Here is a 24,717-nt window from a genome sequence, read left to right as displayed (position 1 = left end):
CACCCGGCCGCCGGAACGGAGAAGGTAGGGCCTGCCGGATGGCTCCCGCCCGCCCCGCCCGGCAGGCTGGGAGCATGGTGGCCGACACGGGCCGGGCGACGCCCCGGCGGACGTACCCGAAGCACACCCGGCACTGGGTGACCAGCCTGGCGGCCGCCGGTGCGGCCGTGGCGGCGACCACCTCGGTCGCCCAGACGGCCGGCCGGTTCCACTGGTGGGCGGGCTTCGTGCTGATCCCCGGCGCGCTGATCGGCGCGGCCGGCGGGGCGCTGCTGGCGCGCGGTGGCGGCCGGGCCTTCGCCGGGTACGTCGCCGGCTGCGTCGGCCTGCTGGTCTTCACGGTCGGCGCGCTGCTGATGACCGGCACGATGGGCGAGGGCTGGCCCGTCCTGGTCATGCTGCCCTGCCTCGTGGTCGCCGGCACCTACCTGTGGCGGCCCACCGACCCGCTGGCGCGCGGGCTGCACCGCACGGTCGCCCTGCTCGCCCTGGCCGGCGCGGGGGTCGGCGTGGCCCTGATGCTGATCCGGCACCGCCTCGTCGACCCGGGGGAGACGCACTGGTGGGGCGGCTTCGTGCTGGCCGCCGGCCTGCTCGTCGGCGGGAACGCCGTCGAGGTGGCCCGGCACCGGATGCCGTACCGGCTCCAGGCGGTCACCCTGCTGCTCGGGCCGGCCGTGGTCGCCGCCCTGCTCGGCGTGCGCATGCTGCGCGGCTGGTGACCGGCGGCCTCCTTACACGGCGCACGCGATCACCAGTTCCGGGGTGCGGCCCGGCAGCAGGTCCAGCCGGCCGATCCGCCCCGCCGCCCGCACGTCGTCGGCGACCAGCGTCAGCCGGTCGAGCAGGTCGGCCGGGCCGAGCGCCTCGGCCAGCGGCACCTCCGCCTTCATCGACAGCTTCCGCTCCGACTTGGCCCGGCGCACCTGGCCCAGCGCGTCGGACGCCAGCCGCAGCAGCCCCGCGTCGGCCGCGCCCCCGATCGCCCGGTCCACCTCGTACGTGGTGGGCCACGGCGCGCGGTGCACCGAACCGTAGCGCCACCACGACCACACCTCCTCGGTGACGAACGGCAGCACCGGGGCGAACAGCCGCAGCTGCACCGACAGGGCGGTGGCCAGCGCCGCCCGCGCCGAGTCGGCCCCCGGCCCGGTGCCGTAGGCGCGTTCCTTCACCAGCTCGATGTAGTCGTCGCAGAACCGCCAGAAAAAGGACTCGGTCGCCTGCAGGGCGGCCGTGTGGTCGTACGCGTCGAAGGCCGACGTGGCGGTGGCGACCACGCCGGACAGCTCGGCGAGCATCGCGGTGTCCAGCGGCTGTGTCGCCGACAGCTCCAGGTCGCGGCGCGGAGTCAGACGCGCCGAGCTGGAGCTGTCGTACGGGGCGCGCAGGGCGTCCGCCGCGCCCAGCCCCAGGGCGAACCGCGACGCGTTGAGCAGCTTGGTGGCCAGCCGCCGGCCCACCCGGATCTGCGCCGGGTCGAACGCCAGGTCCATCCCCGGCCGGCCGCTGGCCGCCCAGTAGCGGACCGCGTCGGAGCCGTACTGCTCCAGCAGCGCCATCGGGGTGACCACGTTCCCCTTGGACTTGGCCATCTTCTTGCGGTCCGGGTCGAGGATCCAGCCGGACAGCACCGCATCCCGCCAGGGCAGCACCCCGTGTTCGAGATGGGCGCGGGCCACCGTGGCGAACAGCCAGGTGCGGATGATCTCCTGCCCCTGCGGGCGCAGGTCCATCGGGAAGACCCGCCCGAACAGGTCCGGGTCGGTCTCCCAGCCGCCCACGATCTGCGGGGTCAGCGACGACGTGGCCCAGGTGTCCAGCACGTCCGGGTCGCCGACGAAACCGCCCGGCGCTCCGCGCAGCGACTCGTCGTAGCCGGGCGGCGGCTCGCCGGACGGGTCGACCGGCAGCGCCGACTCGTCCGGTGTGAGAGGGTGGGCGAAGTCCGGCTCGCCAGTGTCGTCGAGCCGGTACCACACCGGCACCGGCACCCCGAAGAAGCGCTGCCGGCTGACCAGCCAGTCACCGGTCAGCCCGCCCACCCAGTGCTCGTAGCGGCTGCGCATGTGCCCCGGCACCCAGTGCAGCTCCCCGCCCCGGGCCAGCAGCTCCGCGCGCAGGCCGGCGTCGCGGCCCCCGTTGCGCAGATACCACTGCCGGGTCGAGACGATCTCCAGCGGCCGGTCGCCCTTCTCGTAGAACTTCACCGGGTGCACGACCGGGCGCGGCTCGCCCACCAGGTCGCCCGCGTCGGCGAGCAGCCCCACCACGGCCCGCCGGGCGCCGGCCACGGTCTGCCCGGCCAGCGCCGCGTACGGCCCCGCCGGCACCCCGGCCGGCGGCTCCGGCAGCAGCCGGCCGTCGCGGCCGATCACCACCCGCGTGTCGAGCTGAAGCTCCCGCCACCAGGTCACGTCGGTCAGGTCGCCGAACGTGCACACCATCGCGACGCCCGTGCCCTTGGCCGGGTCCGCCAGCGGGTGCGCGCGCACCGGCACCGCCACCCCGAACACGGGGGTACGCACGACCGCGCCCACCAGGTCGGCGTAGCGCTCGTCGTCGGGGTGGCAGACCAGCGCCACGCACGCCGGCAGCAGCTCCGGCCGGGTGGTGTCGATCAGCACCTCCCGCCCGCCCGGCCCGGCGAACCGCAGCCGGTGGTACGCCCCCGGCCGCTCCCGGTCCTCCAGCTCCGCCTGCGCCACGGCGGTGGCGAAGCCGACGTCCCACAGCGTCGGGGCCTCCGCCTGGTACGCCTCGCCCCGGGCCAGGTTGCGCAGGAACGCCCGCTGCGACGCGACCCGGGCCGCCCGCCCGATCGTCGTGTACGTCAGCGACCAGTCCACGCTCAGCCCGAGCCGCCGCCACAGCGCCTCGAACGCCTGCTCGTCGACGACGGTCAGCGTCCCGCACAGCTCCACGAAGTTGCGCCGGGAGATCGGGGTCGGGTTCTTCCGGGCGGCGTCGTCCACGGGCGCGGCGGGCGGCTGCCACTGCGGGTCGTACGGCAGCGTCGGGTCGCAGCGCACCCCGTAGACGTTCTGCACCCGGCGCTCGGTGGGCAGGCCGTTGTCGTCCCAGCCCATCGGGTAGAAGACCGTCCGGCCGCGCATCCGCTGGAACCGGGCGACGGTGTCGGTGTGCGTGTAGGAGAAGACGTGCCCCATGTGCAGCTCGCCCGACACGGTCGGTGGCGGGGTGTCGATGGAGTACACGTCGGCCCGCGTCTTCGTGCGGTCGAACGCGTACGTGCCGTCGTCCTGCCAGCGGCGCGCCCAGGTGTCCTCGATCCCGTCGAGCGTGGGACGCTCGGGGACACCGGCGCGGGCCGACCTGCCCGGTTCAGTCATCGGTCGATGGTAGGCACCGTGGACCGCAGCGACCACGGCTTATCGGGTCGCCGTGCCCACAGTCAGACCAGGGAGTCGCGCCACTGTCGGCGCAGCGCCGCGTACCGGCCGCCGGTGGCGGTCAGCCGCTCCGGTGGGCCGTCCTCCACGACCCGGCCCCCGTCGAGGACGAGCACCCGGTCGGCCGTCTCGACGGTGGAGAGCCGGTGCGCGATCACCAGCGCCGTGCGGTCCCGCAGCACGGTGGCGAGCGCCCGCTGCACCAGCCGTTCCGTGGGCACGTCGAGCGAGGACGTCGCCTCGTCGAGGATCAGCACGCGGGGGTCGGCGAGGAACGCGCGGGCGAACGCCACGAGCTGCCGCTGCCCGGCGGAGAGCCGGCCGCCCCGGCGGCGCACCTCGGTGGCGTACCCGTCGGGGAGGGCGGCGATGAAGTCGTGCGCGCCGATGGCGCGGGCCGCCGCCTGCACCGCCGCGTCGTCCGCGCCCGGCCGCCCGAACCGGATGTTCTCCGCCACCGAGCCGCTGAACAGGTGGTTCTCCTGGGTCACCAGCACCACCGCCCGGCGCAGCTCGGCGTCGGCCAGGTCCCGCAGGTCGACCCCGTCCAGGGCGACCGTGCCGGCGTCCGGGTCGTGGAACCGGGCCAGCAGCTTCGCGATGGTGGACTTGCCCGCCCCGGTGGCCCCGACCAGCGCGACGGTCTGCCCGGCCGGCACGGTCAGGTCCAGCCCCGACAGGATCGGGGCGCCGGCCCGGTAGCCGAAGGAGACCGACCGGAACTCCACCGCGCCGCGCGCGTCGCCGCCGGGCAGCGGCGCCGGGCGCGCCGGCTCGGCGACCCCCGGCCGCTCGTCGAGCACCCCGGCGAGCTTCTCCAGCGCCGCCGTCGCCGACTGGAGCGAGTTGTAGAACTGGCTCAGCTCCTGCATCGGCTCGAAGAAGCGGCGCAGGTAGAGCAGGAACGCGGCGAGCACCCCCACCTCCATCGCGCCGCCGAGCACCCGGGCCCCGCCGTAGCCGAGCACCACCGCCACGGTCACGTTCCCGATCACCTTGATCCCCGGGGAGTACGTGGCGATCAGCCGGAACGCGTGCAGGCTGGCCTGCCGGTAGTCGTCGTTGACGGCCGCGAAGATCCGCTGGTTGCGTGGCTCCCGCCGGTACGCCTGCACCGCCCGGATGCCGCGCAGCGACTCGACGAAGTGGACGATGACCAGCGACACGGCCTCCCTCGTCCGCCGGTACGCGCCGGCCGAGGCGCGGGCGAACCAGCGGGACAGCCAGAACAGGAACGGGAACGCCAGCAGCGTCACCGCCGCCAGCGGCAGGTCCAGCCAGAGCAGGATGCCGGCCACCGACAGGATCGACAGCCCGGCGAGGACCAGGCTGTCGACGCCCCCGTCGAGCAGCTCGGCGATGGAGTCCAGGTCGCTGGTGAGCCGGGAGATCATCCGGCCGGACGTGTAGCGCTCGTGGAAGCCGACGGACAGCCGCAGGAAGTGGCCGTACACGCGCTGGCGCAGCTCCAGCAGCACGGCCTGGCCGATCCGGGCGGAGAGGGTGAGGAAGCCGCGCCGGGCCGCGTACTCGACGACCGTGGCGGCGGCGAACGCGCCGGCGATCGCGACCAGGGGCCCGCTGTCCCCGGCCCGCAGCGGCCCGATGGCGCGGTCGATGCCGAGCATCACCAGGTACGGCCCGGACATGGCGGCGGCGTTCTGGGCCAGCAGCAGCCCCACGGCCAGCCCCAGCCGGCCCCGGTGCGGGCGCAGCAGGTCGCGCAGCAGCGCCCGGCTGCGCACCCGCAGCCGCGCGATGGCCTCGGGGGTGGCCTCCTCGGCCCGGCTCCGGTCGGCCTCCGGGTCGGTGGCCCGCCCCCGCCACCGCTGGAGGTCCAGGTGCGTCGCCGCACCGTGCCGCTCGGCGTCGTCGGCGGTCGTGGTCACGAGCGCACCAGCCCACGGCCGTCCGGCCCGGCCGGGAGCCTGCCGGCGGGGCGGGCCTCGGCCGGGGGCGGATCGGTCGAAGGGGGGTCGGCGGAGAGGACCGCCCGGTACGCCGGCACCGTGGCCAGCAGCCGCGAGTGGGTGCCGACCGCCGTGATCCGCCCCCGCTCCAGCAGCGCCACCCGGTCGGCCAGCGCGACGGTCGACGGCCGGTGCACCACGAGCAGGGCGGTGGTGTCCCGCAGCACCCGCCGCAGCGCCGCCTCGACCAGCGCCTCGGTGTGCACGTCGAGGGCGGACAGCGGGTCGTCCAGCACCAGCACCGCCGGCCGGCCGAGGACGGCCCGGGCCAGCGCCAGCCGCTGCCGCTGCCCGCCGGAGAGGGTGAGCCCCTGCTCGCCGACCCGGGTGGCCAGCCCCCACGGCAGCTCGTACGCGAAGTCCGCCTGGGCCAGCGCCAGCGCCGCGCGGACCTCGTCGGCGTCGGCGTCGGGGCGGCCCAGGGTGAGGTTCTCCCAGACCGACATGGAGAACAGCGTCGGCTCCTCGAAGGCCACCCCGACCAGCCGGCGCAGCGAGGCCAGCCGCAGGTCCCGCACGTCGTGGCCGTCGAGGGTGATCCGGCCGGCGGACACGTCGTGCAGCCGGGGCACCAGCGAGAGCAGGGTGCTCTTGCCGACCCCGGTGGCGCCCACCAGGGCCAGCGTCTCGCCCGGCTCCACGGTCAGGTCGATGCCGCGCAGCACCGGCGCGGGCGTGCCGGGGTAGCGGAACGACACGCCCTCGAACGCCAGCCGGCCCCGGACGCCCGCCCGGGCCAGGCCGACGGCGTGCGGGGCGTCCACGATCGCCGGCTCGGTGTCCAGCACCTCCTGGATGCGGTCGGCGGCCGTCGCCGCCTCCTGACCGTTGGCGATGATCCAGCCCAGCGACTGCACCGGCCAGATCAGCATCAGCTGCAGGCTGACGAACGCGACCAGCTCGCCGATGGTCAGCGCGCCCCGGGCCGCGGCGACCGCCCCGGCGACCAGCACCACGCCGAGGGTCAGGTTGGGCACCAGGTCGAACAGCGCGGAGGTGCGGGCCAGCAGGCGGCTCTTGGCCACGCCGGTGTCGTGCAGCGCCCGCGCGCCGTCGGCGAACCGGGCGGCCAGTTCCGGCCCCCGGCCGTACGCCTTCATCGTGCGCAGGCCCTGCGCGGTCTCCTCGACGAGGGTGGCCACGTCGCCCTGCTGGTCCTGCATCCGCCGCGACGCCGCGTGGTAATACCGGCCGAACCGGCGGCTGATCAGGAACAGCGGCACGGCGCTGGCCGCCACCAGCAGCCCCAGCGTCGGGTGCAGCCGGACCAGCAGCACCACCACGGCGACGTACGTGACCAGGTTGAGCACCAGGAACAGCAGCCCGAAGGAGAGGAACCGGCGGATCACCGACAGGTCGCTGGTGACCCGCGACAGCAGTTGCCCGGTCTGCCACCGGTCGTGGAAGCCGGCCGGCAGCCGCTGCAGGTGGGCGTAGATGTCGGCCCGGATCGTCGCCTCCATGCCCACCGAGGACGAGGTCTGGGCCCACCGGCGGATGAAGATCAGCAGGGCCTCGGCCAGGCCGAGGAGCAGGGCCAGCCCGCCGAGCCGGACCAGGCCGCCCGGGTCGTGCCGGGCGACCGGGCCGTCGACCACCCGCTGCACCACCAGCGGCACGGCCAGGCTCGCCCCGGTGGCCGCCAGCGCCGCCACGAGCAGCCAGCAGAACGCGACGGCGTGCGGGCGGAGGTAGTGGCGCAGCCGCCACAGGTTGCGCAGCGGGCGAGCGGCGTCGCCACGGTGGGTCGGGACGCCGTCGCTCTCCGCAGGCACTAACCGACGGTAGCGCCTGAGTGGATGATTGATGCTGTCAACTTTCGGCAGTCCTCTTTGTCCGCAACGGTTTCCGCCGCCGTCCGGGCCTCGTGGGCGAGCAGCCAGCGCTTCACGTCCAGCCCCCAGCGGTAGCCGCCGAGGCTCCCGTCGGTGCGCAGCACCCGGTGGCACGGGACGAACAGGGCGGCGGCGTTGCGGGCGCAGGCCGCCGCCGCGGCGCGCACCGCCGCCGGCCGCCCGGCCAGCCCGGCGTACGCCGTGTAGGTGACCGGGCGGCCGGGCCCGACCTCGCGCAGCACCCGCCACGCGTGCGCCTGGAACGCCCCGCCGGTGTGCTGCTGCACGGGCACCGCGTCGATGGCGGTCAGCTCGCCGTCGAGGTACGCGGCGACGGCGGCGGTCACCGGCCCGAGGTCGGCGCGCCGCCGCACCGGGCCGCGCAACCCGGGGTGCACGAGCGGCAGCAGCGACTCCGGTTCGGCGGTGAACCCGGCCGCCCGGACCGCCCCGTCGGGGCCGGTCACGATGCTCAGCGGGCCGGCGGGGGTGTCGACGACCGCGCCGTCGAGGGTGGTGGTCATGCTGCTCTCCAGAGTCGGATCACCGCGTACGAGCGCCAGGGGCGCCAGCGCCCGGCGTACGCGTCGAGGGTCGATGGGTCGTGGGGCAGGCCGAGCGCGGCGGCGCCGCGCCGGACGGCCAGGTCGGTGGTGAGGCCGACGTCCGGGTCGCCGAGGGCGCGCATGGCCACGTAGCCGGCCGTCCAGGCGCCGATCCCGGGGAGCGCCAGGAGCCGCCGCGCGGCCTCCTCCCGGTCCCCGCCCGGGTCGAGGTCGAGCGAGCCGTCGGCGGCGGCCCGCGCGGCGGCCCGGATCGTCTCCCGCCGCGCCGCCGGCATCCGGAACGCCTCGTCCGGCAGCGCCAGCAGCTCCTCCGCGCCGGGAAAACCCCGCAGCCCGCCGTCGGTGGCGGCGGGGGGCAGCAGCCGGGTGAGGGTGGTGCGGGCCGAGGCCAGGGAGACCTGCTGGGTGGCGACGGCGCGGACGAGCATCTCCAGGCCGTCGACGGCGCGGGGCAGGCGTACGCCCGGTTCCGCCGCCACCGCCGGGGCCAGCGCGGGATCGGCGGCGAGGGTGCCGTCGACGGCCGCCGGGTCGGCGTCGAGGTCGAACAGCCGGCGGCAGCGGGCCACCGCCGGGGCCAGGTCGCGCAGGTCGGCCAGCCGCAGCGTCGCCGAGACGTGCCCGTCCGCCGGGGTCAGCGCCACCTCCGCCGCGCCGTGCGGCAGCCGCAACCCCCGGTGGTACGTCCCGTCGCGCACCTCCTCCACGCCGGGCAGCGCCCGCAGCGCCAGGAAGTCCAGCAGCGCCGCCGCGTGCAGCGGCGGCCGGTACGCCAGCCGCAGCGTGATCGTGCCCGCCCCGCCCGGCGTCGGCCGGCCACCCCGGGCGACCCGCAACTGCGACGGCGCGGCGGCGTAGACCTCCCGCACCGTGTCGTTGAACTGCCGGACGCTGCCGAACCCGGCCGCGAACGCGATCTCGGCCATGCCCAGGCCCGTGGTCTCGATCAGGATGCGGGCGGTCTGGGCGCGCTGCGCCCGGGCGAGCGCCAGGGGCCCGGCCCCCAGCTCGGCGCGGAGCATCCGGTGCAGGTGCCGCTCGGTGTAGCCGAGCCGGGTGGCCAGCCCGGGCACCCCGTCCCGGTCGACCACCCCGTCGGCGATGAGCCGCATGGCCCGGCCCACCACGTCCGCCCGGACGTCCCACTCGGGCGAGCCCGGGGCGGCGTCGGGGCGGCACCGGCGGCAGGCCCGCAGCCCGGCCGACTGGGCGGCGGCGGCCGACGGGAAGAACCGGACGTTGCGTCGCTTCGGCGTCGTCGCCGGGCAGGACGGCCGGCAGTAGATCCCGGTCGACGTCACGCCCGTGTAGAACCAGCCGTCGAACCGCTGGTCACGGCTGTCGACGGCCCGGTAGCAACGCTCGAAGTCCAACTCCACGCCCCCGATACTGCCCCGCCCTCCCCGCGCCCGGCTCGCGGAAATCGGACCTGGTTGCAAGGAGGGGCACCTTGTTGACGCCTTCGGTGGAGGAAGGGCCCCTGTTGACAACGGGCGCTCCAGGTCAGCCCGCCCGCGCGCCCCGGGGCGGGCGAAACCGGGCGGGAAAGTGTCGGTCGTGGCCGGTACCGTCCCGCCACCAACTCAAGAAGGGGTGCGGCGATGGCGAGCGTGGCCGGGCGAGGGGTCCGCTGATGCGGTCGGGGCGGGCGCGGCTCGACCGCACGGTGGTCCAGGGCTTCTACGACCGGATGCGGGCGGTCGCCCCGGCGGCGTACGGGGCGATCGAGCGGGACCGGGCGGGTGACCCGGGGCGGGCGTTCCCGGACACGGCCTGCGGCCGGCTCGTCGCCTCGCTCGACGCCGCCGGCCTGCGTGCGCTCGGCATGTGGGCGCACCACTGGTGCATGCGCTTCTACGACGACGACACCCGGGTGGGGCTGCGCCTGGTGCGGGAGATCGCCGGTCGCACCGGGCTGGGCTGGACGGTCGACGAGGTGCGCTGGATGCTCGGGGAGTCGGAGGCGGCCGGCCCGTCCGCCGCGCACCGGTTCACGCTGCCGGGCGCGGCGGCCGGGGAGCTGCCGCCGACGGTCCGCCGGGAGTTCGCCACCGACGTGCTCTCCGGTGCCGGCAGCCGCGAGTTCCGATAGCCGGCGGGCGGCGACGCGCCTGCGGAGAGCGTCGTCGGGGGACGCCGGCGGCCGGCGGCGCGTCGTCCGGGCCGGGTGCCGGGCAGCGCCGGGAGTTGACCGACGACGGTCGCGGCGATCGCCAGGGCGAAGCCCGCGAGCTGCGTCGCGCTCAACGCCTGGCCCAGCGCCAGCCAGCCGAGCGCGGCGGCGGTCAGCGGGCTCAGCGCGCCGAGCACGGAGACCTGGGTCAGGGGCAGCCGCGCCGCGCCGCGGAACCACAGGGCGTACGCGGCGGCGGTGCCGACCAGCCCGAGCCAGGCGTACCCGAGCAGGGCCGGGCCGTCGACGGGCGGCGGCGGTCCCTCGACCGCGACCGCGAGCGGCGCGATCAGCAGGACCCCGGCGGTGAGCTGCCAGCTCGTCGCCGCGAGGGTGCCGACGCCGGGCGGGCGGCCCCAGCGGCGGGTCAGCACCAGCCCGGCCGCCATCGCGGCGGTGCCGGTGAGCCCGGCGGCCACGCCCAGCGGGTCGGTGCCGGCGTCGGGGCGGAGCACGACCAGCGTCACGCCCAGCGGCGCGGCGAGCGCGGCGAGCAGGGCCGGCGGCCGGGGGCGCTCGCCGAGGGCGCCCACGGCCAGCGCGGCGACCAGCAGCGGCTGCGCCGCGCCGAGCACGGCGGCGGTGCCGCCGGGCAGCCGGTACGCGGCGTAGAAGAGCAGCGGGAAGAACGCGCCGATGTTGAGCGCGCCGAGCGCGGCGGCCCGCCACCACCACGTGCCGTGGGGGCGGCGTCGGGTGAGGGCGAGCAGCAGCAGGCCGGCCGGGAGGGCCCGCACCACCGCCGACCAGAGCGGCCGGTCGGGCGGCAGCAGCTCGGAGGTGACCAGATAGGTGGTGCCCCAGGCGGCGGGCGCGGCGGCGGTGGCCAGCAGGTCGGCGGTGCGGCGGGGCATGGGAGACCAATCATTAGTCGCTAAGTAGCTTGAAGCTAAGCTAATCATCTCCGAGTTAACAGCGCCAGTGCGAGGTGGGGCACAATGCCGGGGTGACCGAGCGGGACGACGTCGACGCCATCGTCGACCAGTGGCGGCGCGAGCGCGCCGGAATGCGGCCCGAGCCGATGGCCGTCTTCGGCCGGATCTTCCGCCTGGCCCGGCTGGTCGGCGACGAGCAGGAGCGGGTGTACGCGGCCTGGGGCATCAGCCGGGGCGAGTTCGACGTGCTGGCCGCCCTGCGCCGGGCCGGCGCCCCGTACACGCTCGCCCCCAAGGCCCTGGCCGCCGGGCTCATGCTCACCTCGGGCGGGATGACCGGCCGCCTCGACCGCCTGGAGCGCGCCGGCCTCGTCCGCCGCGCCCCCGACCCAGCCGACCGGCGGGGTCTCCAGGTGACCCTCACCGACACCGGCCGGCAGGTGGCCGAGGAGGCCGCCGACGCCGGGCTGGCCACCCAGCGGCGGCTGCTCGACGCCCTGCCGCAGGGGGACCAGGAGCGGCTCGCGGAGCTGCTGCGCGACCTGCTCGCCGCTGCCGCCCCCGCAGCCGCCCCGGACGCCACCAACCGTCGCCCCCGCACCCGCCCCTGACCCCACCCGCCCCTGACCCCACCCCGCCCTGAGGCCGCGTAGCGCGCCCGACGCCGCGTCGCGACGGCCCGCCGAGGAGAGGACCCGCCGTGCCCGCCAGCGAACCCACCATCGTCGCCACCAGCATGGGCTTCCTCAGCCGCCGACGCGGGCCCTACGACCTGCGCCCCGGGCCGGTCTTCGAGCTGGCCGCCGAGCTGGCCGAGGCCGGTCCCGCACCCCGGCTGTGCTACCTCGGCCAGGCCGTCGGCGACCGGGACTCCTCGATCGCCGCCGTCCACGCGGCGTTCGCCGGCACCCGGTTCCGCGCGTCGCACCTGGCGCTGTTCCCGATGCCGAACGTCGACGACGTCCGGGCGCACCTGCTCGCCCAGGACGTGCTCTGGGTCGGCGGCGGCAGCGTCGCCAACCTGTGCGCGGTGTGGCGCGTGCACGGCCTCGACGAGATCCTGCACGAGTGCTGGCAGGCCGGGGTGGTGCTGGCCGGGGTCTCCGCCGGCTCGATCTGCTGGCACCTCGGCGGTGCCACCGACAGCTTCGGCCCCCGGCTGCGCGGCTTCACCGACGGCCTGGGCTGGCTGCCGTACGGCAACGGGGTGCACTACGACAGCGAGGAGCAGCGGCGACCCCTGATGCACGCGCTGGTCGCCGACGGCACGCTGCCGACGAGCCACTGCACCGACGACGGCGTCGGGCTCGTCTACCGGGGCACCCGCCTGGTCGAGGCGGTCGCCGACCGGCCGGGCGTCGCCGCGTACGAGGTCGCGCGCGCCGCCGACGGAGAGGTCCGGGAGACCCGGATCGAGCCGCGGCTGCTGGCCGACCGAGGTGAGCCGACCGGAGGCGGCCGGTGACCCGGTGAGGCGAGCTGACGGGAGGCGGCGGGGGTCGGCCGCGTAGACTGGCCGGCCGTGAGCCTCACCATCGGGATCGTCGGCCTGCCCAACGTCGGCAAGAGCACCCTGTTCAACGCGCTGACCAAGAACGACGTGCTCGCGGCGAACTACCCGTTCGCCACCATCGAGCCCAACGTCGGCGTCGTCGGGCTGCCGGACGAGCGGTTGACCAAGCTGGCCGAGATCTTCTCCTCGCAGAAGGTCCTGCCCGCGCCGGTGTCGTTCGTCGACATCGCCGGCCTGGTCCGGGGCGCGTCGAAGGGGCAGGGCCGGGGCAACGCGTTCCTGGCGAACATCCGGGACGCGTCGGCGATCTGCCAGGTGGTGCGGGCCTTCTCCGACCCGAACGTGGTGCACGTCGACGGCAAGGTCTCCCCGGCCGACGACATCGAGACGATCAACACCGAGCTGATCCTGGCCGACCTCCAGACCCTGGAGAAGGCGCTGCCCCGGCTGGAGAAGGAGGCCAAGCTCCGCAAGGACCGGGCCGCCGCGGTGACCGCCGCCAAGCAGGCCGTCGAGGTCCTCGACGGCGGCACCACCCTGTACGTCGGCGCCGCCGCCGCGAAGATCGACCTGGAGCACCTGCGCGAGCTGCACCTGCTCACCACCAAGCCGTTCCTCTACGTCTTCAACGTCGACGAGGCCGAGCTGGCCAACGCCGAGTTCCTCGACGAGCTGCGCGCCCTGGTCGCGCCGGCCGAGGCGGTCTTCATGGACGCCAAGATCGAGTCCGAGCTGGTGGACCTGCCCGAGGAGGAGGCCCGCGAGCTGCTGGAGTCCATCGGGCAGTCCGAGCCGGGGCTCGACCAGCTCGTCCGGGTCGGCTTCCGCACGCTCGGGCTCCAGACGTACCTCACGGCCGGGCCCAAGGAGGCGCGGGCCTGGACGGTCCCGGTCGGCGCGACCGCCCCGGAGGCCGCGGGGGTCATCCACTCCGACTTCCAGCGCGGGTTCATCAAGGCCGAGGTGGTCTCCTACGACGACCTGGTCGCGGCCGGCTCGATGGCGGCGGCGAAGGCGGCGGGCAAGGTCCGCATCGAGGGCAAGGAGTACGTCATGCAGGACGGCGACGTCGTGGAGTTCCGCTTCAACGTCTGAGGCGGCCCGCCGACGGGTTCGCCGGCCGGCGACGGTACACCCGGGTGACACCGACGAACGGAGCACCATGGCCAAGCTGCTGTACTCGGCGACGGCGTCGCTCGACGGCTACATCGCCGGCCCCGGCGGCGACATGTCCTGGCTGACCGAGCACCTGACCGGCGAGAACCCGACGGCGGAGCGCCTGCTGGCCGGGGTCGGCGCGATCCTCGCGGGCAACGGCACCTTCGGCGGCGGCGACCCCAACCGGGGCACCGACAAGGAGGGCGCGTTCGGCGGGCAGTACCACGGCCCGGTGTTCGTCCTCACCCACCGGCCGCCGGCCGAGCCGCCCCCGGGGATCACGTTCGTCGGCGACCTGCCCAGCGCCGTGGCGCAGGCCAGGGAGGCCGCCGGCGACAGGTACGTCAACGTCCTCGGCGCGGACGTCGCCCGGCAGTGCGTCCGCGCCGGGCTGCTCGACGAGGTCCTGATCTTCTTCGCTCCGGTGCTGCTCGGCGCGGGGGTGCGCATCTTCGACGACCCGGGCGGGCCTGCCGTTCGACTGACGCCGATCCCCGGCGAGACGGCCCACTGGTACCGCGTCGTGCGCTGAACGTTGCCGCTGCTTGATCGACAGGGTGCCCCGGCGCAGGACATGATGTCCTGATGCGAACTCGGCTCCTCTTCGTCCGGCACGGCGAGTCGGTGCACAAGGTCGAGGATGTCGTGGGCGGCCCCGGTGGCTGCCGGGGACTGACCGACTCTGGCCACCAGCAGGCGCGCCGGCTGGCCGACCGACTGCGCGACGAACTCGCCGTCGCCGGTCCGGTGGCGGTCTACTCGTCGGTGCTGCGCCGGACCGTCGAGACCGCGTGGCCCATCGCCGAGGCGCTGGGCGTCAGCCCGGTGCCCGACTGCGGGCTCTGCGCCTGGCACACCCCGCCGTACGCCGACGGGCTGCCCACCGCCCAGTTCCAGACCGAGCACGCCGTGGAGGGCGGCGGGGTGTTCCGGCCGTTCGAGGAGGGCAACGAGAGCTGGGCCGAGCTCGTCGTCCGTGTCAGCCGCGCGATCATGGACATCGCGCACCGGCACTGGGGCGGCACGGCCGTGCTGGTCGGGCACACCGAGACGGTCGAGGCGTCCTTCCACGCGCTCGCCGCCCAGCCGCTGTTCCGGGCGTTCGACATGGAGGTGGCTCCGGCCTCGATCACCGAGTGGACCACCGACGGTGATCCCACCGGCTGGCCGCCGCCCCGCTGGACCCTGCGGCGCTTCAGCGACGTCTCCTGAGTCCCCGTCGGCTGTCGGTCCCTGCGTGCACACTGTGCGGATGACGGAACGACTGGCACCCGTATTGCGGGTCGCGGACGCGGAGGCCACCGCCGGCTGGTATGCCCGGCTCGGCTTCCGCAAGCAGTGGGAGCACCGGTTCGCGCCGGAGCTGCCGAGATACGTGAGCATCGCGCGGGGCGGCATCGAGGTGCACCTGTCGGAGCACGCGGGGGACGCCCGGCCGGGCACCTCGCTCTACCTGTACGTCGACGACGTCGACGCGGTCGCGGCGGCCTGCGGCGGCGTCGAGGTCGCCGAGCGGGACTGGGGCCGCGAGTTCCAGCTCACCGACCCCGACGGCAACCGCATCCGGGTCGGCACCGTCCCCGCCTGATCCGGCCCGCATTCCTGGACGGTTGTCGTCACCAGCCGACGACAACCGTCCAAGGTCGGGAAACGCCGGGGTGCCGGGGCGGGGCAGCGCGGGACGGGCCGGCGTGATGGGGTGTCGCGTGTGGAGTTGAGCGTCGACGTCGCCGGCACGCGGTTGCCGGCCACGCTGAGCCTGCCGACCGGCCCGGTGCGGGGCGGGCTGGTCGTGCTGCACGCGGCCGAGGCAGGGCACCGGTCGCACTTCTGCTACGAACACCTGGCCCGGCTGCTGCCCGGCGCGGGGGTCGCGGTGCTGCGCTTCGACCGCCGGCCCCGCGTCGACGGCCACGACGTGCCCCTGGCCGACCAGGCCGCCGACGCGATCGCGGCGGTCGACGTGCTGCGCCGCCACGTCGGCGAGGTGCCGGTCGGGCTGTGGGGGCTGAGCCAGGGCGCCTGGGCCGCCCCGCTGGCCGCCGGGCTCCGGCCCGACCTGGTCGCCTTCCTCGTGCTCGTCTCCGGCAGCGGGGTCAGCCCCGCCGTGCAGATGCGCTACGGCACCGCCGAGCAGCTGCGCCGCAACGGGTACGGCGACGCCGACCTGGCCGAGCTGGGTCGGGTGCGGGCCGCGACGGAGGCGTACCTGCGGGGCGACCTCGACCGCGCGACCGCGCAGGCGGCCGTGGACCGCGCCGCCGCCCGCCCCTGGTTTCCGCTGGTCCACCTGCCGCGCGCGCTGCCCGACCAGCCGGGCACCTGGCGCGACATGGACTTCGACCCGGTCCCGGTGTTCGCCCGGGTGAGCTGCCCCGTGCTGCTGTTCTACGGTGCGACCGACGCGTGGATCCCCATCGACGACAGCGTCGCCGCCTGGCGGCGCGCCACCGCCGGGGCGGCCGATCCGCCCACCGTCTGCCGGCTGGACGGCTGCGACCACTACCCGACCCTCGGCGAGGGCACGAGCCTCGACAGCATCAGCCCGCAGTACACGGCCGCCCTGCTGAGCTGGCTGGACGCCCGGCTGCCCGCCGGTTAGCGGGTCTGGCTCAAGCGCTGCGCAGGGCGTCGTCGACGCCGTTCTCGCGGCGGCCGAGGTGCGCGGGGTCGCGGCCGGAGAGCAGGTCGACGGCGGCCTTCACGCAGGCCCCGTACTCCCGGGTGGAGCTGATCTGCCACGTCCTGGCGTACGCGCGGGCGGTCTCGTCGCCGACCCCGCTGGCGTCGACGCCGAGCCGCCGGCACACCGCCACGGCGCGGGGCAGGTGGAAGGTCTGCGTGACCACCGTGGCCCGCTCCACCCCGAAGATCCGCTTCGCGCGGGCGCACGAGTCGTACGTGTCGAAGCCCGCGTAGTCCAGCACGATCTTCTCCGCCGGCACCCCGTTGTCGAGCAGCCAGCGCCGCATCGCGGTCGGCTCGTCGTAGTCCGCGTTCATGTTGTCGCCGGAGAGCAGGACGGCGCGCACCTTCCCGGCGACGAACAGCCGCCGGGCGATCTCCAGCCGGGCGGTGAGGAACGGCGACGGCGTCCCGTCCGGGTGCACCTTCGTGCCGAGCACCAGGGCGACGGGGGCCTCCGGGACGTCCGCCTCGGCGAAGATGTGCCCCTGCGCGCCGTCGCGGATCCACGTCACGCTGGCCACGGTGCCGCCCGTCAGCAGCGCCGCCCCGACGACGCCCGTGACGGCGGCGCGGCGCGGCCAGCGCCAGCGGCTGCGCGTGCCGCCGGCCGTTCGCAGCCTGCCGATCATGGTGGACAGTCGACGCCGCATGGGTACGAGTATTCCTGATCAACTCAGCTTTGATCGACTTCATGTCGCCGACATGGCGGTATCAACCGGCCCCCGACCGGACCATGTCGCCGACATGGTGTGGATCAAGGGGCCTTTTCCTTCCAAGATCCGCGCCTGGCCGCCTGCGGGCGGTGCGGGGGTCAGGGGGAGGCCTGCGACTGGCCGTTGCGCCACACGTCGCCCTGGCTGCCGTGCCGCTCGGCGGCGTAGCGCTGCTGGGTGCGGGCCGCCTCGCGGGCCGCCGCCGAGTCCTCCGGCGACGACTGCCGCCGCCGGTCCCGCCAGGCGACCACCAGGAACGCGCTCACGATCAGCGCCAGGGTCGCCCCGAAGAGAACCATCAGCGTCGTCATATCCCAACGGTAGGCCACCCGGTCGAGCCCGGCCGCCGAGCGGGCGACGGCAGGCATTCGTCAGATCACGCGGGGGTCAGTGCCTGGGCCAGTCGGGCGAGGCCGTCCCCGCCGTGACCGTTCGCTATCACCCGGTCGATGACGGCCTGCGCGGCGCGCAGCGCCCCGGTATCGATCCCGTGGAGGTCGGCGGCCTCGATGACGTGGGCGATGCCCGAGGCGGCCGAGGTCACGGTGGACCGTTCGCCGGGGAACCGGCCGTCGGTGAGCTGGTCGGCGAAGCGGCCGGCCATCTCGCCGATCATGGGGGCGATCCCCGCCGCGTACCCGGCGAACGAGCGGGGGGCGATGCCCTCGGCCGATGCCAGCGCGAAGGCGTGGGTCAGGCCGCTGACCGTCGTAGCGAACAGGTCGAGCAACGCCACGTCGTACGCGGCGGCAGCGCCCGGGTCCTCGCCGAGGTACGCGGGCGTGCCGCCGAAGGCGGCCAGGATGGGCAGGCAGGCATCGAATGCGGGGCGGGATCCGCAGTAGAGCACCCCGGCGGCCTGGGTGCCGATCGACGGGGTCGGCGTCAGGATGGCCCCCTTGACCAGGTCGATGCCCCGCGCAGCCGCCCACTGCGCCAGGCCACGCGCCGCGTCCGGCGAGGCCGTGGTGACGTCGACGAGCGTCCGGCCGGCCCAGTCGTCGTGGTGGGCCAGGACGGACCGGACCGTCGGCGGGTCGATCAGGCAGGTGACCACGAGCGAGCACGCGCGGACGGCGTCGGCGACGGTCGGCGCGGCGGTCGCGCCCAGCGCGACGAGGGGTGCGGCCCGCTCCGGCGTGCGGTTCCAGACGACGGTGGGGACGCCGGCGGAGACGAGGGAGGCGGCGAGGGCCCGGCCCATGGGCCCGAGGCCGAGCACCGCCACCGGCGGACGTTCCGTGAGGTGTTGATCGGTCATGTCAGGAGACGCTAGAGGTTGACGTTGACGTGAAGGTCAAGCCGAAGGTCTGCTGTAGGGCATGCGGATCGGTGAACTGGCCCGGCGGACCGGCGTGAGCACCCGGGCCCTGCGCTACTACGAGGAGCAGGGGCTGTTGCGGCCCGAGCGCCGGTCGAGCGGTTACCGCGACTACGGCGACACCGCCGTGTCGACCGTGCGGCACATCCGGCTGTTGCTCTCGGCAGGGCTTGGCACGGCGGTGATCGCCGAAATCCTGCCCTGCGTCCCGGACGACACGACGGTGCTCGCCCCCACCTGTCCCGAACTCCTCGACGGACTGGCCGAGGAGCGAACGCGGATCACCGCGGCCATCGAGCGCCTGGCCGCAGCCCGGGACATCCTCGACGCGCTCATCGCGACCGGCGCCGCCGGCCAGCGCCCGGGAGGTCAGGAGATGTAGTGCAGGATCACGTTGTGTACGTGGTGGCTCTTCTGCGCGCCCCGGAACTCGACCTCGTACGTGTGCGTGCCGACGTGGATGGCGATCGAGCCGGTGGAGAAGAACTCCCCGCCCCACGACTTGTTGCTCACCACGCTCACGCTGGTGATCTTCGAGTACGGGATGCTGGTGATCGCGTACCGCTTGCCGACGAAGGAGCGGTCCTGGATGATCACCCGCCGGTCGGTGAGGCCGATGAACCCGGTGCCGGTGCCGACGGCGTCGTAGACGGCGATGATCTGCTCACCCGTGAGCAGGCCGCTCTGGATCTGCTGGAACTGCTCCTTGCGGTCGTATGTCGCATTCGCCATGACCTCACGGTAAGCGGACGTGCCAAGTCAGCCCGGGGCCGAGAGCCTGCGGGCCACCACGACCAGCTCCCCGGCGCCCGTGCCGACCGGTTGCCGCGCCCAGCCGCCGTACACCCGCTCGACGGCGAAGCCGGCGGCCTCCACGGACGCGCGCAGCTCCGCCTCGCCCCGGAAGCGCAGCCTCGCCGAGCTGCGCCGCGCGTCGCCGCCGGGGAACGCGTAGTGGTGGGTGAAGTCGACGACCCCGGCGTGCACGGCGGTGACCTCCGTCCAGGCCCGCACCTCGCGGCCGTCGGGCAGGCGGACCACCCGCCGCGAGTCGACAGCGTTCCAGCGTTCCCAGGCCCGGGCCGCCGGGTCGCGGGAGTCGAACGCCAGCCGGCCGCCGGGCCCGAGCGCCCGCGCCAGGTCGGCGAGGGTACGCGCCCACTCGTCGTCGGTCACGAAGACCTGCGCCACGTGGCTGGTCAGGACGGCCACGTCGAACGCCGCGCGGGGCAGCGACGCGGAGGTGCCCTCGACCCAGGTGACCAGGTCCGCGCCGGGCCGGCGGCGGGCCGCCGCGAGGGCCGGGCCGGCCGGGTCGACGCCGGTGACGGGGTGCCCGGCGGCGGCCAGGGCGACGGTGAGGCGGCCGGTGCCGCAGCCGAGGTCGAGCACGCGCGCGGGAGGCGTGCCGGCCGACGCCGGATCGGAGGCCAGGGGACCGGTCACCAGGGAGAGGAAGAAGTCGTCGTCGGGCCCCCACGGGCACTCGGCGTCGTAGACGGGCACGAGCTGCGGGTCGCGGAACTCCCCGTCGCGCACGGCCCGGACCAGGAGTCAGCGCGGAGGGCGGATCAGGAGCCGGTGACGGTGCGGTACGCGTCTTCGATGCGGGCGGCCAGCAGGACCTCGCCCTCGCTCAGCGGGGCGCCGTCGCCGTGCCCGACCCGGATCTGCGTCCGGTCGTCGCGGCGGCTGATCTCGGGGCGCAGGTGCAGGGCGTCGGCGACCACCTTGACCCGTTCGGTCAGCGCGGCGTGCTGGGTGTCGTCGATCACCAGCGTGCGCCGGATCTGCTCGCCCTCGCGGGTCCACCCGGTCAGCAGGGTGAGTGCGTCGCTCAGGTAGTCGTGCTTCGCCCGGCTCCTGAACAGCACCCGCATCACCGCACCTCCCAGGCGTCGTTGCCGGCTTGTGGCCAAATCGTCGCCGTCCCGTGTCTAAGTCGGTAACCCCAGTCTGTCGTCCGACCGAGGGTGTGTCCACGCCCACACTTCCCACTTCTACTGGCCTAGCGGACGGCCACGGTACCCAAACCGCCGATTGATCTGGCACGCTGGGAGCCCGTGCGGACCGAACGGGCTAACGAAAGCGGACAGACCGAGCGACGGGATCCGAAGGTGGTCGTCGGCGCGGCGATCATCGCGGACGGGCGGGTGCTCGCCTGCGCCCGGTCGGCCCCGCCCGAGGTGGCCGGCATGTGGGAGTTCCCCGGCGGCAAGGTCGAGCCGGGCGAGAGCGAGACCGCCGCCCTGGTCCGCGAGTGCGCCGAGGAGCTGGCCGTACGCGTGGAGATCGGCGACCGGGTCGGCCGCAACGTGCGGATGGCCCACGGCCGTTCGGTGCTGAAGGTGTACGCGGCCCGCCTGCTGCACGGCGACCGGCCGAAGGCCCTGGAGCACTCGGCGCTGCGCTGGCTCTCCGCGGCCGAGCTGGACACCGTGACCTGGCTGCCCGCCGACGCCCCCATCGTCGCCGCCCTGCGCCCCCTGCTCGCCGCCGACTGAGCCACAGCCAACGACTGAGCCGCCCACCGAGCCACCGACTGGACCGCAGGCGCAGCAGCCCGCGGAAACGCCGACGGGGGCCGGCGGCCTGTGCCGCCAACCCCCGCCGTCGCTGTCGTCGTCAGTGCTTGTCCTGCTCCGGGTGGGCGAAGTTGAGGTGCTCCGGGGGCAGCGGGAACTGCACGTCGTCGCCGAACGGCGACGGCGCGGCGGCCCGGTCGAAGGTGAGCTCCGTCAGCGGCAGCTTGCCGTTGTCGTCCACGGCCGGGGCGGTCGGCTTCGGCACCTCGCGGTGCCAGTTGACGCCGGCCTGGGCCTGCGCCTCGGCAGCCTGGTCGTGGGAGCCACCCGCGTGCGAGTGGACCCCGCCGGCGGCGGCGTGGGAGTGCACGGCGCCGCTGTGCGAGCCGCTGGTCACGCTGGTCTGAGGCACCTGACCCCTCCGGAAGATCTTGCTACCGAGCCATACCAGGGGATCGTACCTGCGGTCGACCACGCGCTCCTTCATGGGGATGATCGCGTTGTCAGTGATCTTGATGTGCTCGGGGCAGACCTCGGTGCAGCACTTGGTGATGTTGCAGAAGCCGAGGCCCTGCTCCGCCTGCGCATACTCCTTGCGGTCGGTCTTCGCGTCGAGCGGGTGCATGTCCAGCTCGGCGGCCCGGATGAAGAACCGGGGACCCGAGAACGCCTGCTTGTTCTCCTCGTGGTCGCGGACCACGTGGCAGACGTTCTGGCACAGGAAGCACTCGATGCACTTGCGGAACTCCTGCGAGCGCTCGACGTCGACCTGCTGCATCCGGTACTCGCCCGGGGCGACCCCGGCCGGCGGCGCGAACGCCGGGGTCTCCCGCGCCTTCTCGTAGTTGAACGAGACGTCGGTGACCAGGTCCCGGATGATCGGGAACGTGCGCAGCGGGGTGACCGTGACGGTCTCGGCCTCCTCGAACGTCGACATCCGGGTCATGCAGCCCAGCTTGGGCATCCCGTTGATCTCCATCGAGCAGGAGCCGCACTTGCCGGCCTTGCAGTTCCACCGGCAGGCCAGGTCCGGCGCGTCGGTGGCCTGGAGCCGGTGGATGACGTCGAGGACCACCTCGCCCTCGTTGACCTCGACCTGGTAGTCCTGCAGGTCGCCGCCGCTCTCGTCGCCCCGCCAGATCCTGAAGTGACGCTTGGTTCCCATTACTTGCCCGCCTCCTCAGCGAGGGCGTCGAAGTCCGCGAGCTCCTCGTCGGTCAGGTACTTGGCCAGTTCGGCCCGGTCGAACAGGGCGACCAGCTCGGCGCGCATCTTCGGCAGCGGCTTGTGGGTCAGCCGCACCGTGTCGCCGTCCAGGGCGCAGACCAGGTTGACCCGGCGCCACTTCGGGTCCATCGCCGGGAAGTCCTCCCGGGTGTGGCCGCCGCGCGACTCCTGCCGCTCCAGCGCCGCCTTCGCCGTGCACTCCGAGACCACCAGCATGTTGCGCAGGTCCAGCGCGAGGTGCCAGCCCGGGTTGTAGCGCCGCCCGCCGGCCGCGCTGACCTTCGCCACCCGCTCGCGCAGCTCGGCCAGCCTGACCAGCGCGTCGGCCAGCTCGCCCTGCCGGCGGATGATCCCGACCAGATCCCCCATGACCGCCTGGAGGTCCTGCTGGAGGTGGTACGGGTTCTCCCCGGTGTCGCGCTGCAACGGCGCGAGCGCCGTCTCCACGGCGGCCTCGACCGCGCCGATCGACACCTTCGGGCGCGAGGTCAACTGATCGGCGTACGACGCCGCGTGGCCGCCCGCCCGCTTGCCGAAGACCAGCAGGTCCGACAGCGAGTTGCCGCCGAGCCGGTTGGAGCCGTGCATGCCGCCCGACACCTCACCGGCGGCGAACAGCCCGCGCACCGTGCCGTACGCGGCACCCGAGTCCGGGTCCACCTCGACGCCGCCCATCACGTAGTGACAGGTCGGCCCGACCTCCATCGGCTCCTTGGTGATGTCGACGTCGGCCAGCTCCTTGAACTGGTGGTACATCGACGGCAGGCGACGGCGGATCTCCTCGGCCGGCAGCCGGGACGCGATGTCGAGGTAGACGCCGCCGGCCGGCGTGCCCCGACCGGCCTTGACCTCGCTGTTGATCGCGCGCGCCACCTCGTCGCGGGGCAGCAGCTCCGGCGGACGCCGGTTGTTGTCCGGGTCCTTGTACCAGCGGTCCGCCTCGGCCTCGTTGTCCGCGTACTGCTTGCGGAACACGTCCGGGACGTAGTCGAACATGAACCGCTTGCCGTCGGAGTTCTTCAGGATGCCGCCGTCGCCGCGCACCGACTCGGTGACCAGGATGCCCTTCACCGAGGGCGGCCAGACCATGCCGGTCGGGTGGAACTGGAGGAACTCCATGTTGATCAGCGTCGCGCCGGCGCGCAGGGCCAGCGCGTGCCCGTCGCCCGTGTACTCCCAGGAGTTCGACGTCACCTTGTAGGACCGGCCGACGCCGCCGGTGGCGAGCACCACGGCCGGGGCCTCGAACAGGATGAACTCGCCGGACTCCCGGTAGTAGCCGAACGCCCCGGCGACCTTCTCGCCGTCGAGCAGCAGCTCGGTGATCGTCGTCTCGGCGAACACCTTGATCCGGGCGTCGTACGAGCCGAACTCGGCCTTGTCCTCCTGCTGGAGGGAGACGATCTTCTGCTGGAGGGTGCGGATCAGCTCCAGGCCCGTCCGGTCGCCGACGTGCGCCAGCCGGGGGTACTCGTGGCCACCGAAGTTGCGCTGCGAGATCTTCCCGTCCTTGGTGCGGTCGAACAGCGCACCGTACGTCTCCAACTCCCAGATGCGCTGCGGCGACTCCTTCGCGTGCAGCTCGGCCATCCGGAAGTTGTTGAGGAACTTGCCGCCGCGCATGGTGTCGCGGAAGTGCACCTGCCAGTTGTCCCGGCTGTTCACGTTGCCCATGGCGGCGGCCGCGCCGCCCTCGGCCATCACGGTGTGCGCCTTGCCGAACAGCGACTTCGAGATGATCGCCGTCTTCTTGCCCGCGAGCCGGGCCTCGATCGCCGCGCGCAGGCCGGCGCCGCCGGCCCCGATCACGACGACGTCGTAGTGGTGTCGTTCGATGCGATTCGTGGTCGTCATGTCAGGCCCTCTAGTTGATGAACCGCAGGTCGTTGAACCAGCCGGCCGCGACCGCCATGACGTAGAAGTCGGTCAGCGCCAGGGTGCCGAGGGTGATCCAGGCGAGCTGCATGTGCCGGACGTTCAGCCAGGACACGCCGGTCCAGGCCTTGTATCGCACCGGGTGCTTGGAGAAGTGCTTGAGCCGCCCGCCGATGATGTGCCGGCAGGAGTGGCAGGAGATCGTGTACGCCCACAGCATGACCACGTTGACCAGCAGGACGATGTTGCCCAGCCCGAAGCCGAAGCCCTCCGGCGAGTGGAAGGCCAGCACCGCGTCCCAGGTGTTGATCAGCGAGATGATCGCGGCGGCGTAGAAGAAGTAGCGGTGCAGGTTCTGGCCGAGCAGCGGGAACCGGGTCTCGCCCGAGTAGCTGTCGTGCTTGTCCGGCACGGCACAGGCCGGCGGCGACAGCCAGAACGACCGGTAGTAGGCCTTGCGGTAGTAGTAGCAGGTGAGCCGGAACAGCAGCAGGAACGGCAGGGTCAGCGCCGCGTCCGGGATGATCCACCAACCGGGCAGGAACTGGCCGAAGTGGGAGGCCCCCTCGACGCACCGGTCCGTGACGCAGGGGGAGTAGAACGGGGTCAGGTAGTGGTACTGCTCGACCCAGTACCACTTGTGCATGAAGACCCGGACCGTCGCGTACGCCACCCAGGCGCTGAGCCCGATGACGGTGATCAGCGGAGCGAACCACCACCGGTCCGTCCGCAACGTCTTCGCCGCTATGGCGGCGCGCGCTCGCGCTCCCCGCGGCCTCGTTGCCGTTGAAGTCATTCGGTCGTCTCCCTGACGGGGCCCTCACGGGCGGCAGTTGTTCCGGTCGGCACGCGGACCGGCGACCCC

At 74.3% G+C, this 24,717-nt stretch carries 25 protein-coding genes and 1 pseudogene; 11 read left to right on the top strand and 15 right to left on the bottom strand.

From position 1 onward, the window contains the following. Window positions 1-74: 74 nt before the first annotated feature. Window positions 75-722, top strand: a complete 648-nt coding sequence (locus tag LPU61_RS08765; protein ID WP_229404673.1) for a hypothetical protein — start codon at window positions 75-77, stop codon at window positions 720-722. Between the two features lie 12 nt (window positions 723-734). Here the strand turns inward: LPU61_RS08765 and valS are convergent, their stop codons facing one another. The 5 genes from valS to LPU61_RS08740 form a co-directional block, all read right to left on the bottom strand. After that, entirely contained in the window at window positions 735-3,353 is a 2,619-nt protein-coding gene (gene valS / locus LPU61_RS08760) for a valine--tRNA ligase (protein WP_229404672.1), read from the bottom strand. 62 nt (window positions 3,354-3,415) lie between these two features. Next, a complete protein-coding gene (locus tag LPU61_RS08755) occupies window positions 3,416-5,302 on the bottom strand; it encodes an ABC transporter ATP-binding protein (protein WP_043965734.1) in 1,887 nt (628 codons plus the stop codon). After that, window positions 5,299-7,158 (bottom strand): ABC transporter ATP-binding protein, encoded by a 1,860-nt coding sequence (locus LPU61_RS08750; protein WP_229404671.1) that lies wholly within the window; start codon window positions 7,156-7,158, stop codon window positions 5,299-5,301. The genes LPU61_RS08755 and LPU61_RS08750 overlap by 4 nt, the downstream gene beginning before the upstream one ends. Beyond that, window positions 7,158-7,742 (bottom strand): methylated-DNA--[protein]-cysteine S-methyltransferase, encoded by a 585-nt coding sequence (locus tag LPU61_RS08745; RefSeq protein WP_229404670.1) that lies wholly within the window; start codon window positions 7,740-7,742, stop codon window positions 7,158-7,160. The genes LPU61_RS08750 and LPU61_RS08745 overlap by 1 nt, the downstream gene beginning before the upstream one ends. Then, window positions 7,739-9,163, bottom strand: coding sequence for an AlkA N-terminal domain-containing protein (locus LPU61_RS08740; protein ID WP_043965738.1), 1,425 nt, complete (start codon window positions 9,161-9,163; stop codon window positions 7,739-7,741). The genes LPU61_RS08745 and LPU61_RS08740 overlap by 4 nt, the downstream gene beginning before the upstream one ends. A 254-nt stretch (window positions 9,164-9,417) precedes the next feature. Here LPU61_RS08740 and LPU61_RS08735 point away from each other — a divergent pair, with 254 nt between their 5' ends. Continuing rightward, the gene (locus tag LPU61_RS08735) at window positions 9,418-9,876 is read left to right on the top strand and encodes a hypothetical protein (RefSeq protein WP_229404669.1); all 459 of its coding nucleotides are present in this window, start codon (window positions 9,418-9,420) and stop codon (window positions 9,874-9,876) included. Between the two features lie 164 nt (window positions 9,877-10,040). On the opposite strand, the pseudogene LPU61_RS08730 reads toward LPU61_RS08735, so the two are convergent. Next, window positions 10,041-10,811: pseudogene (locus LPU61_RS08730) on the bottom strand (EamA family transporter); the annotation flags it as partial. Between the two features lie 92 nt (window positions 10,812-10,903). On the opposite strand from LPU61_RS08730, the gene LPU61_RS08725 reads away from it, so the two are divergent. From LPU61_RS08725 to LPU61_RS08695, 7 genes are all read left to right on the top strand, one after another. After that, window positions 10,904-11,443 (top strand): MarR family winged helix-turn-helix transcriptional regulator, encoded by a 540-nt coding sequence (locus tag LPU61_RS08725; protein WP_229404668.1) that lies wholly within the window; start codon window positions 10,904-10,906, stop codon window positions 11,441-11,443. A gap of 89 nt (window positions 11,444-11,532) precedes the next feature. Continuing rightward, the gene (locus LPU61_RS08720; RefSeq protein ID WP_043965742.1) at window positions 11,533-12,297 is read left to right on the top strand and encodes a peptidase E; all 765 of its coding nucleotides are present in this window, start codon (window positions 11,533-11,535) and stop codon (window positions 12,295-12,297) included. Window positions 12,298-12,354: 57 nt separating this feature from the next. Further along, a complete protein-coding gene (gene ychF / locus LPU61_RS08715; RefSeq protein WP_229404667.1) occupies window positions 12,355-13,440 on the top strand; it encodes a redox-regulated ATPase YchF in 1,086 nt (361 codons plus the stop codon). A 67-nt stretch (window positions 13,441-13,507) separates the two neighbouring features. Beyond that, window positions 13,508-14,035: a dihydrofolate reductase family protein gene (locus tag LPU61_RS08710; protein ID WP_043965746.1), complete on the top strand. Its 528-nt coding sequence runs from the start codon at window positions 13,508-13,510 to the stop codon at window positions 14,033-14,035. A gap of 53 nt (window positions 14,036-14,088) precedes the next feature. Continuing rightward, a complete protein-coding gene (locus tag LPU61_RS08705) occupies window positions 14,089-14,715 on the top strand; it encodes a histidine phosphatase family protein (RefSeq protein WP_043965748.1) in 627 nt (208 codons plus the stop codon). A gap of 40 nt (window positions 14,716-14,755) precedes the next feature. Then, window positions 14,756-15,091, top strand: a complete 336-nt coding sequence (locus LPU61_RS08700) for a glyoxalase superfamily protein (protein WP_043965750.1) — start codon at window positions 14,756-14,758, stop codon at window positions 15,089-15,091. Between the two features lie 120 nt (window positions 15,092-15,211). Beyond that, window positions 15,212-16,105 carry a S9 family peptidase gene (locus LPU61_RS08695; protein WP_229404666.1) on the top strand — a complete coding sequence of 298 codons (894 nt, stop codon included), beginning with the start codon at window positions 15,212-15,214 and terminating at the stop codon, window positions 16,103-16,105. Between the two features lie 10 nt (window positions 16,106-16,115). On the opposite strand, the gene LPU61_RS08690 is transcribed toward LPU61_RS08695, so the two are convergent. The 3 genes from LPU61_RS08690 to LPU61_RS08680 form a co-directional block, all read right to left on the bottom strand. Next, entirely contained in the window at window positions 16,116-16,841 is a 726-nt protein-coding gene (locus LPU61_RS08690) for a vancomycin high temperature exclusion protein (RefSeq protein WP_229404665.1), read from the bottom strand. 161 nt (window positions 16,842-17,002) lie between these two features. Beyond that, on the bottom strand, window positions 17,003-17,215 hold the full coding sequence (locus LPU61_RS08685) for a hypothetical protein (protein ID WP_144420331.1): 213 nt from the start codon (window positions 17,213-17,215) through the stop codon (window positions 17,003-17,005). Between the two features lie 65 nt (window positions 17,216-17,280). Further along, window positions 17,281-18,165: an NAD(P)-dependent oxidoreductase gene (locus tag LPU61_RS08680; RefSeq protein ID WP_043965756.1), complete on the bottom strand. Its 885-nt coding sequence runs from the start codon at window positions 18,163-18,165 to the stop codon at window positions 17,281-17,283. A 61-nt stretch (window positions 18,166-18,226) separates the two neighbouring features. On the opposite strand from LPU61_RS08680, the gene LPU61_RS08675 reads away from it, so the two are divergent. Next, on the top strand, window positions 18,227-18,607 hold the full coding sequence (locus LPU61_RS08675; protein ID WP_229404664.1) for a MerR family transcriptional regulator: 381 nt from the start codon (window positions 18,227-18,229) through the stop codon (window positions 18,605-18,607). Here the strand turns inward: LPU61_RS08675 and LPU61_RS08670 are convergent. Genes LPU61_RS08670 through LPU61_RS08660 form a run of 3 tightly spaced genes read right to left on the bottom strand, consistent with a single transcriptional unit; the run spans window position 18,595 to window position 20,105 of the window. Further along, window positions 18,595-18,957: a PH domain-containing protein gene (locus LPU61_RS08670; RefSeq protein ID WP_043965760.1), complete on the bottom strand. Its 363-nt coding sequence runs from the start codon at window positions 18,955-18,957 to the stop codon at window positions 18,595-18,597. The genes LPU61_RS08675 and LPU61_RS08670 overlap by 13 nt on opposite strands. A gap of 27 nt (window positions 18,958-18,984) precedes the next feature. Beyond that, complete coding sequence (locus tag LPU61_RS08665; protein ID WP_052503871.1) at window positions 18,985-19,764, bottom strand: bifunctional 2-polyprenyl-6-hydroxyphenol methylase/3-demethylubiquinol 3-O-methyltransferase UbiG; 780 nt, start codon at window positions 19,762-19,764, stop codon at window positions 18,985-18,987. 32 nt (window positions 19,765-19,796) lie between these two features. Then, window positions 19,797-20,105 (bottom strand): 4a-hydroxytetrahydrobiopterin dehydratase, encoded by a 309-nt coding sequence (locus LPU61_RS08660; RefSeq protein ID WP_043965764.1) that lies wholly within the window; start codon window positions 20,103-20,105, stop codon window positions 19,797-19,799. A gap of 183 nt (window positions 20,106-20,288) precedes the next feature. Between LPU61_RS08660 and LPU61_RS08655 the strand changes: the two genes are divergently transcribed. Then, window positions 20,289-20,729, top strand: coding sequence for a (deoxy)nucleoside triphosphate pyrophosphohydrolase (locus LPU61_RS08655; RefSeq protein WP_043965766.1), 441 nt, complete (start codon window positions 20,289-20,291; stop codon window positions 20,727-20,729). A gap of 121 nt (window positions 20,730-20,850) precedes the next feature. On the opposite strand, the gene LPU61_RS08650 is transcribed toward LPU61_RS08655, so the two are convergent. The 3 genes from LPU61_RS08650 to LPU61_RS08640 are packed head-to-tail and all read right to left on the bottom strand — an operon-like array spanning window position 20,851 to window position 24,648. Further along, window positions 20,851-21,915, bottom strand: a complete 1,065-nt coding sequence (locus LPU61_RS08650; protein WP_043965768.1) for a succinate dehydrogenase/fumarate reductase iron-sulfur subunit — start codon at window positions 21,913-21,915, stop codon at window positions 20,851-20,853. Beyond that, window positions 21,915-23,831, bottom strand: coding sequence for a fumarate reductase/succinate dehydrogenase flavoprotein subunit (locus tag LPU61_RS08645; RefSeq protein ID WP_229404663.1), 1,917 nt, complete (start codon window positions 23,829-23,831; stop codon window positions 21,915-21,917). Before LPU61_RS08645 ends, LPU61_RS08650 begins: the two co-directional genes overlap by 1 nt. 10 nt (window positions 23,832-23,841) lie before the next feature. Next, on the bottom strand, window positions 23,842-24,648 hold the full coding sequence (locus LPU61_RS08640) for a hypothetical protein (RefSeq protein WP_043965772.1): 807 nt from the start codon (window positions 24,646-24,648) through the stop codon (window positions 23,842-23,844). Window positions 24,649-24,717 lie beyond the last annotated feature (69 nt).

Origin of the sequence: Micromonospora sp. NBRC 110038 (assembly GCF_020884815.1) — a bacterium.
GTDB classification, from domain to species: domain Bacteria; phylum Actinomycetota; class Actinomycetes; order Mycobacteriales; family Micromonosporaceae; genus Micromonospora; species Micromonospora haikouensis.
The sequence above is the reverse complement of the archived record's forward strand: the minus strand, read 5'-3'. Positions and strand labels throughout refer to the sequence as shown.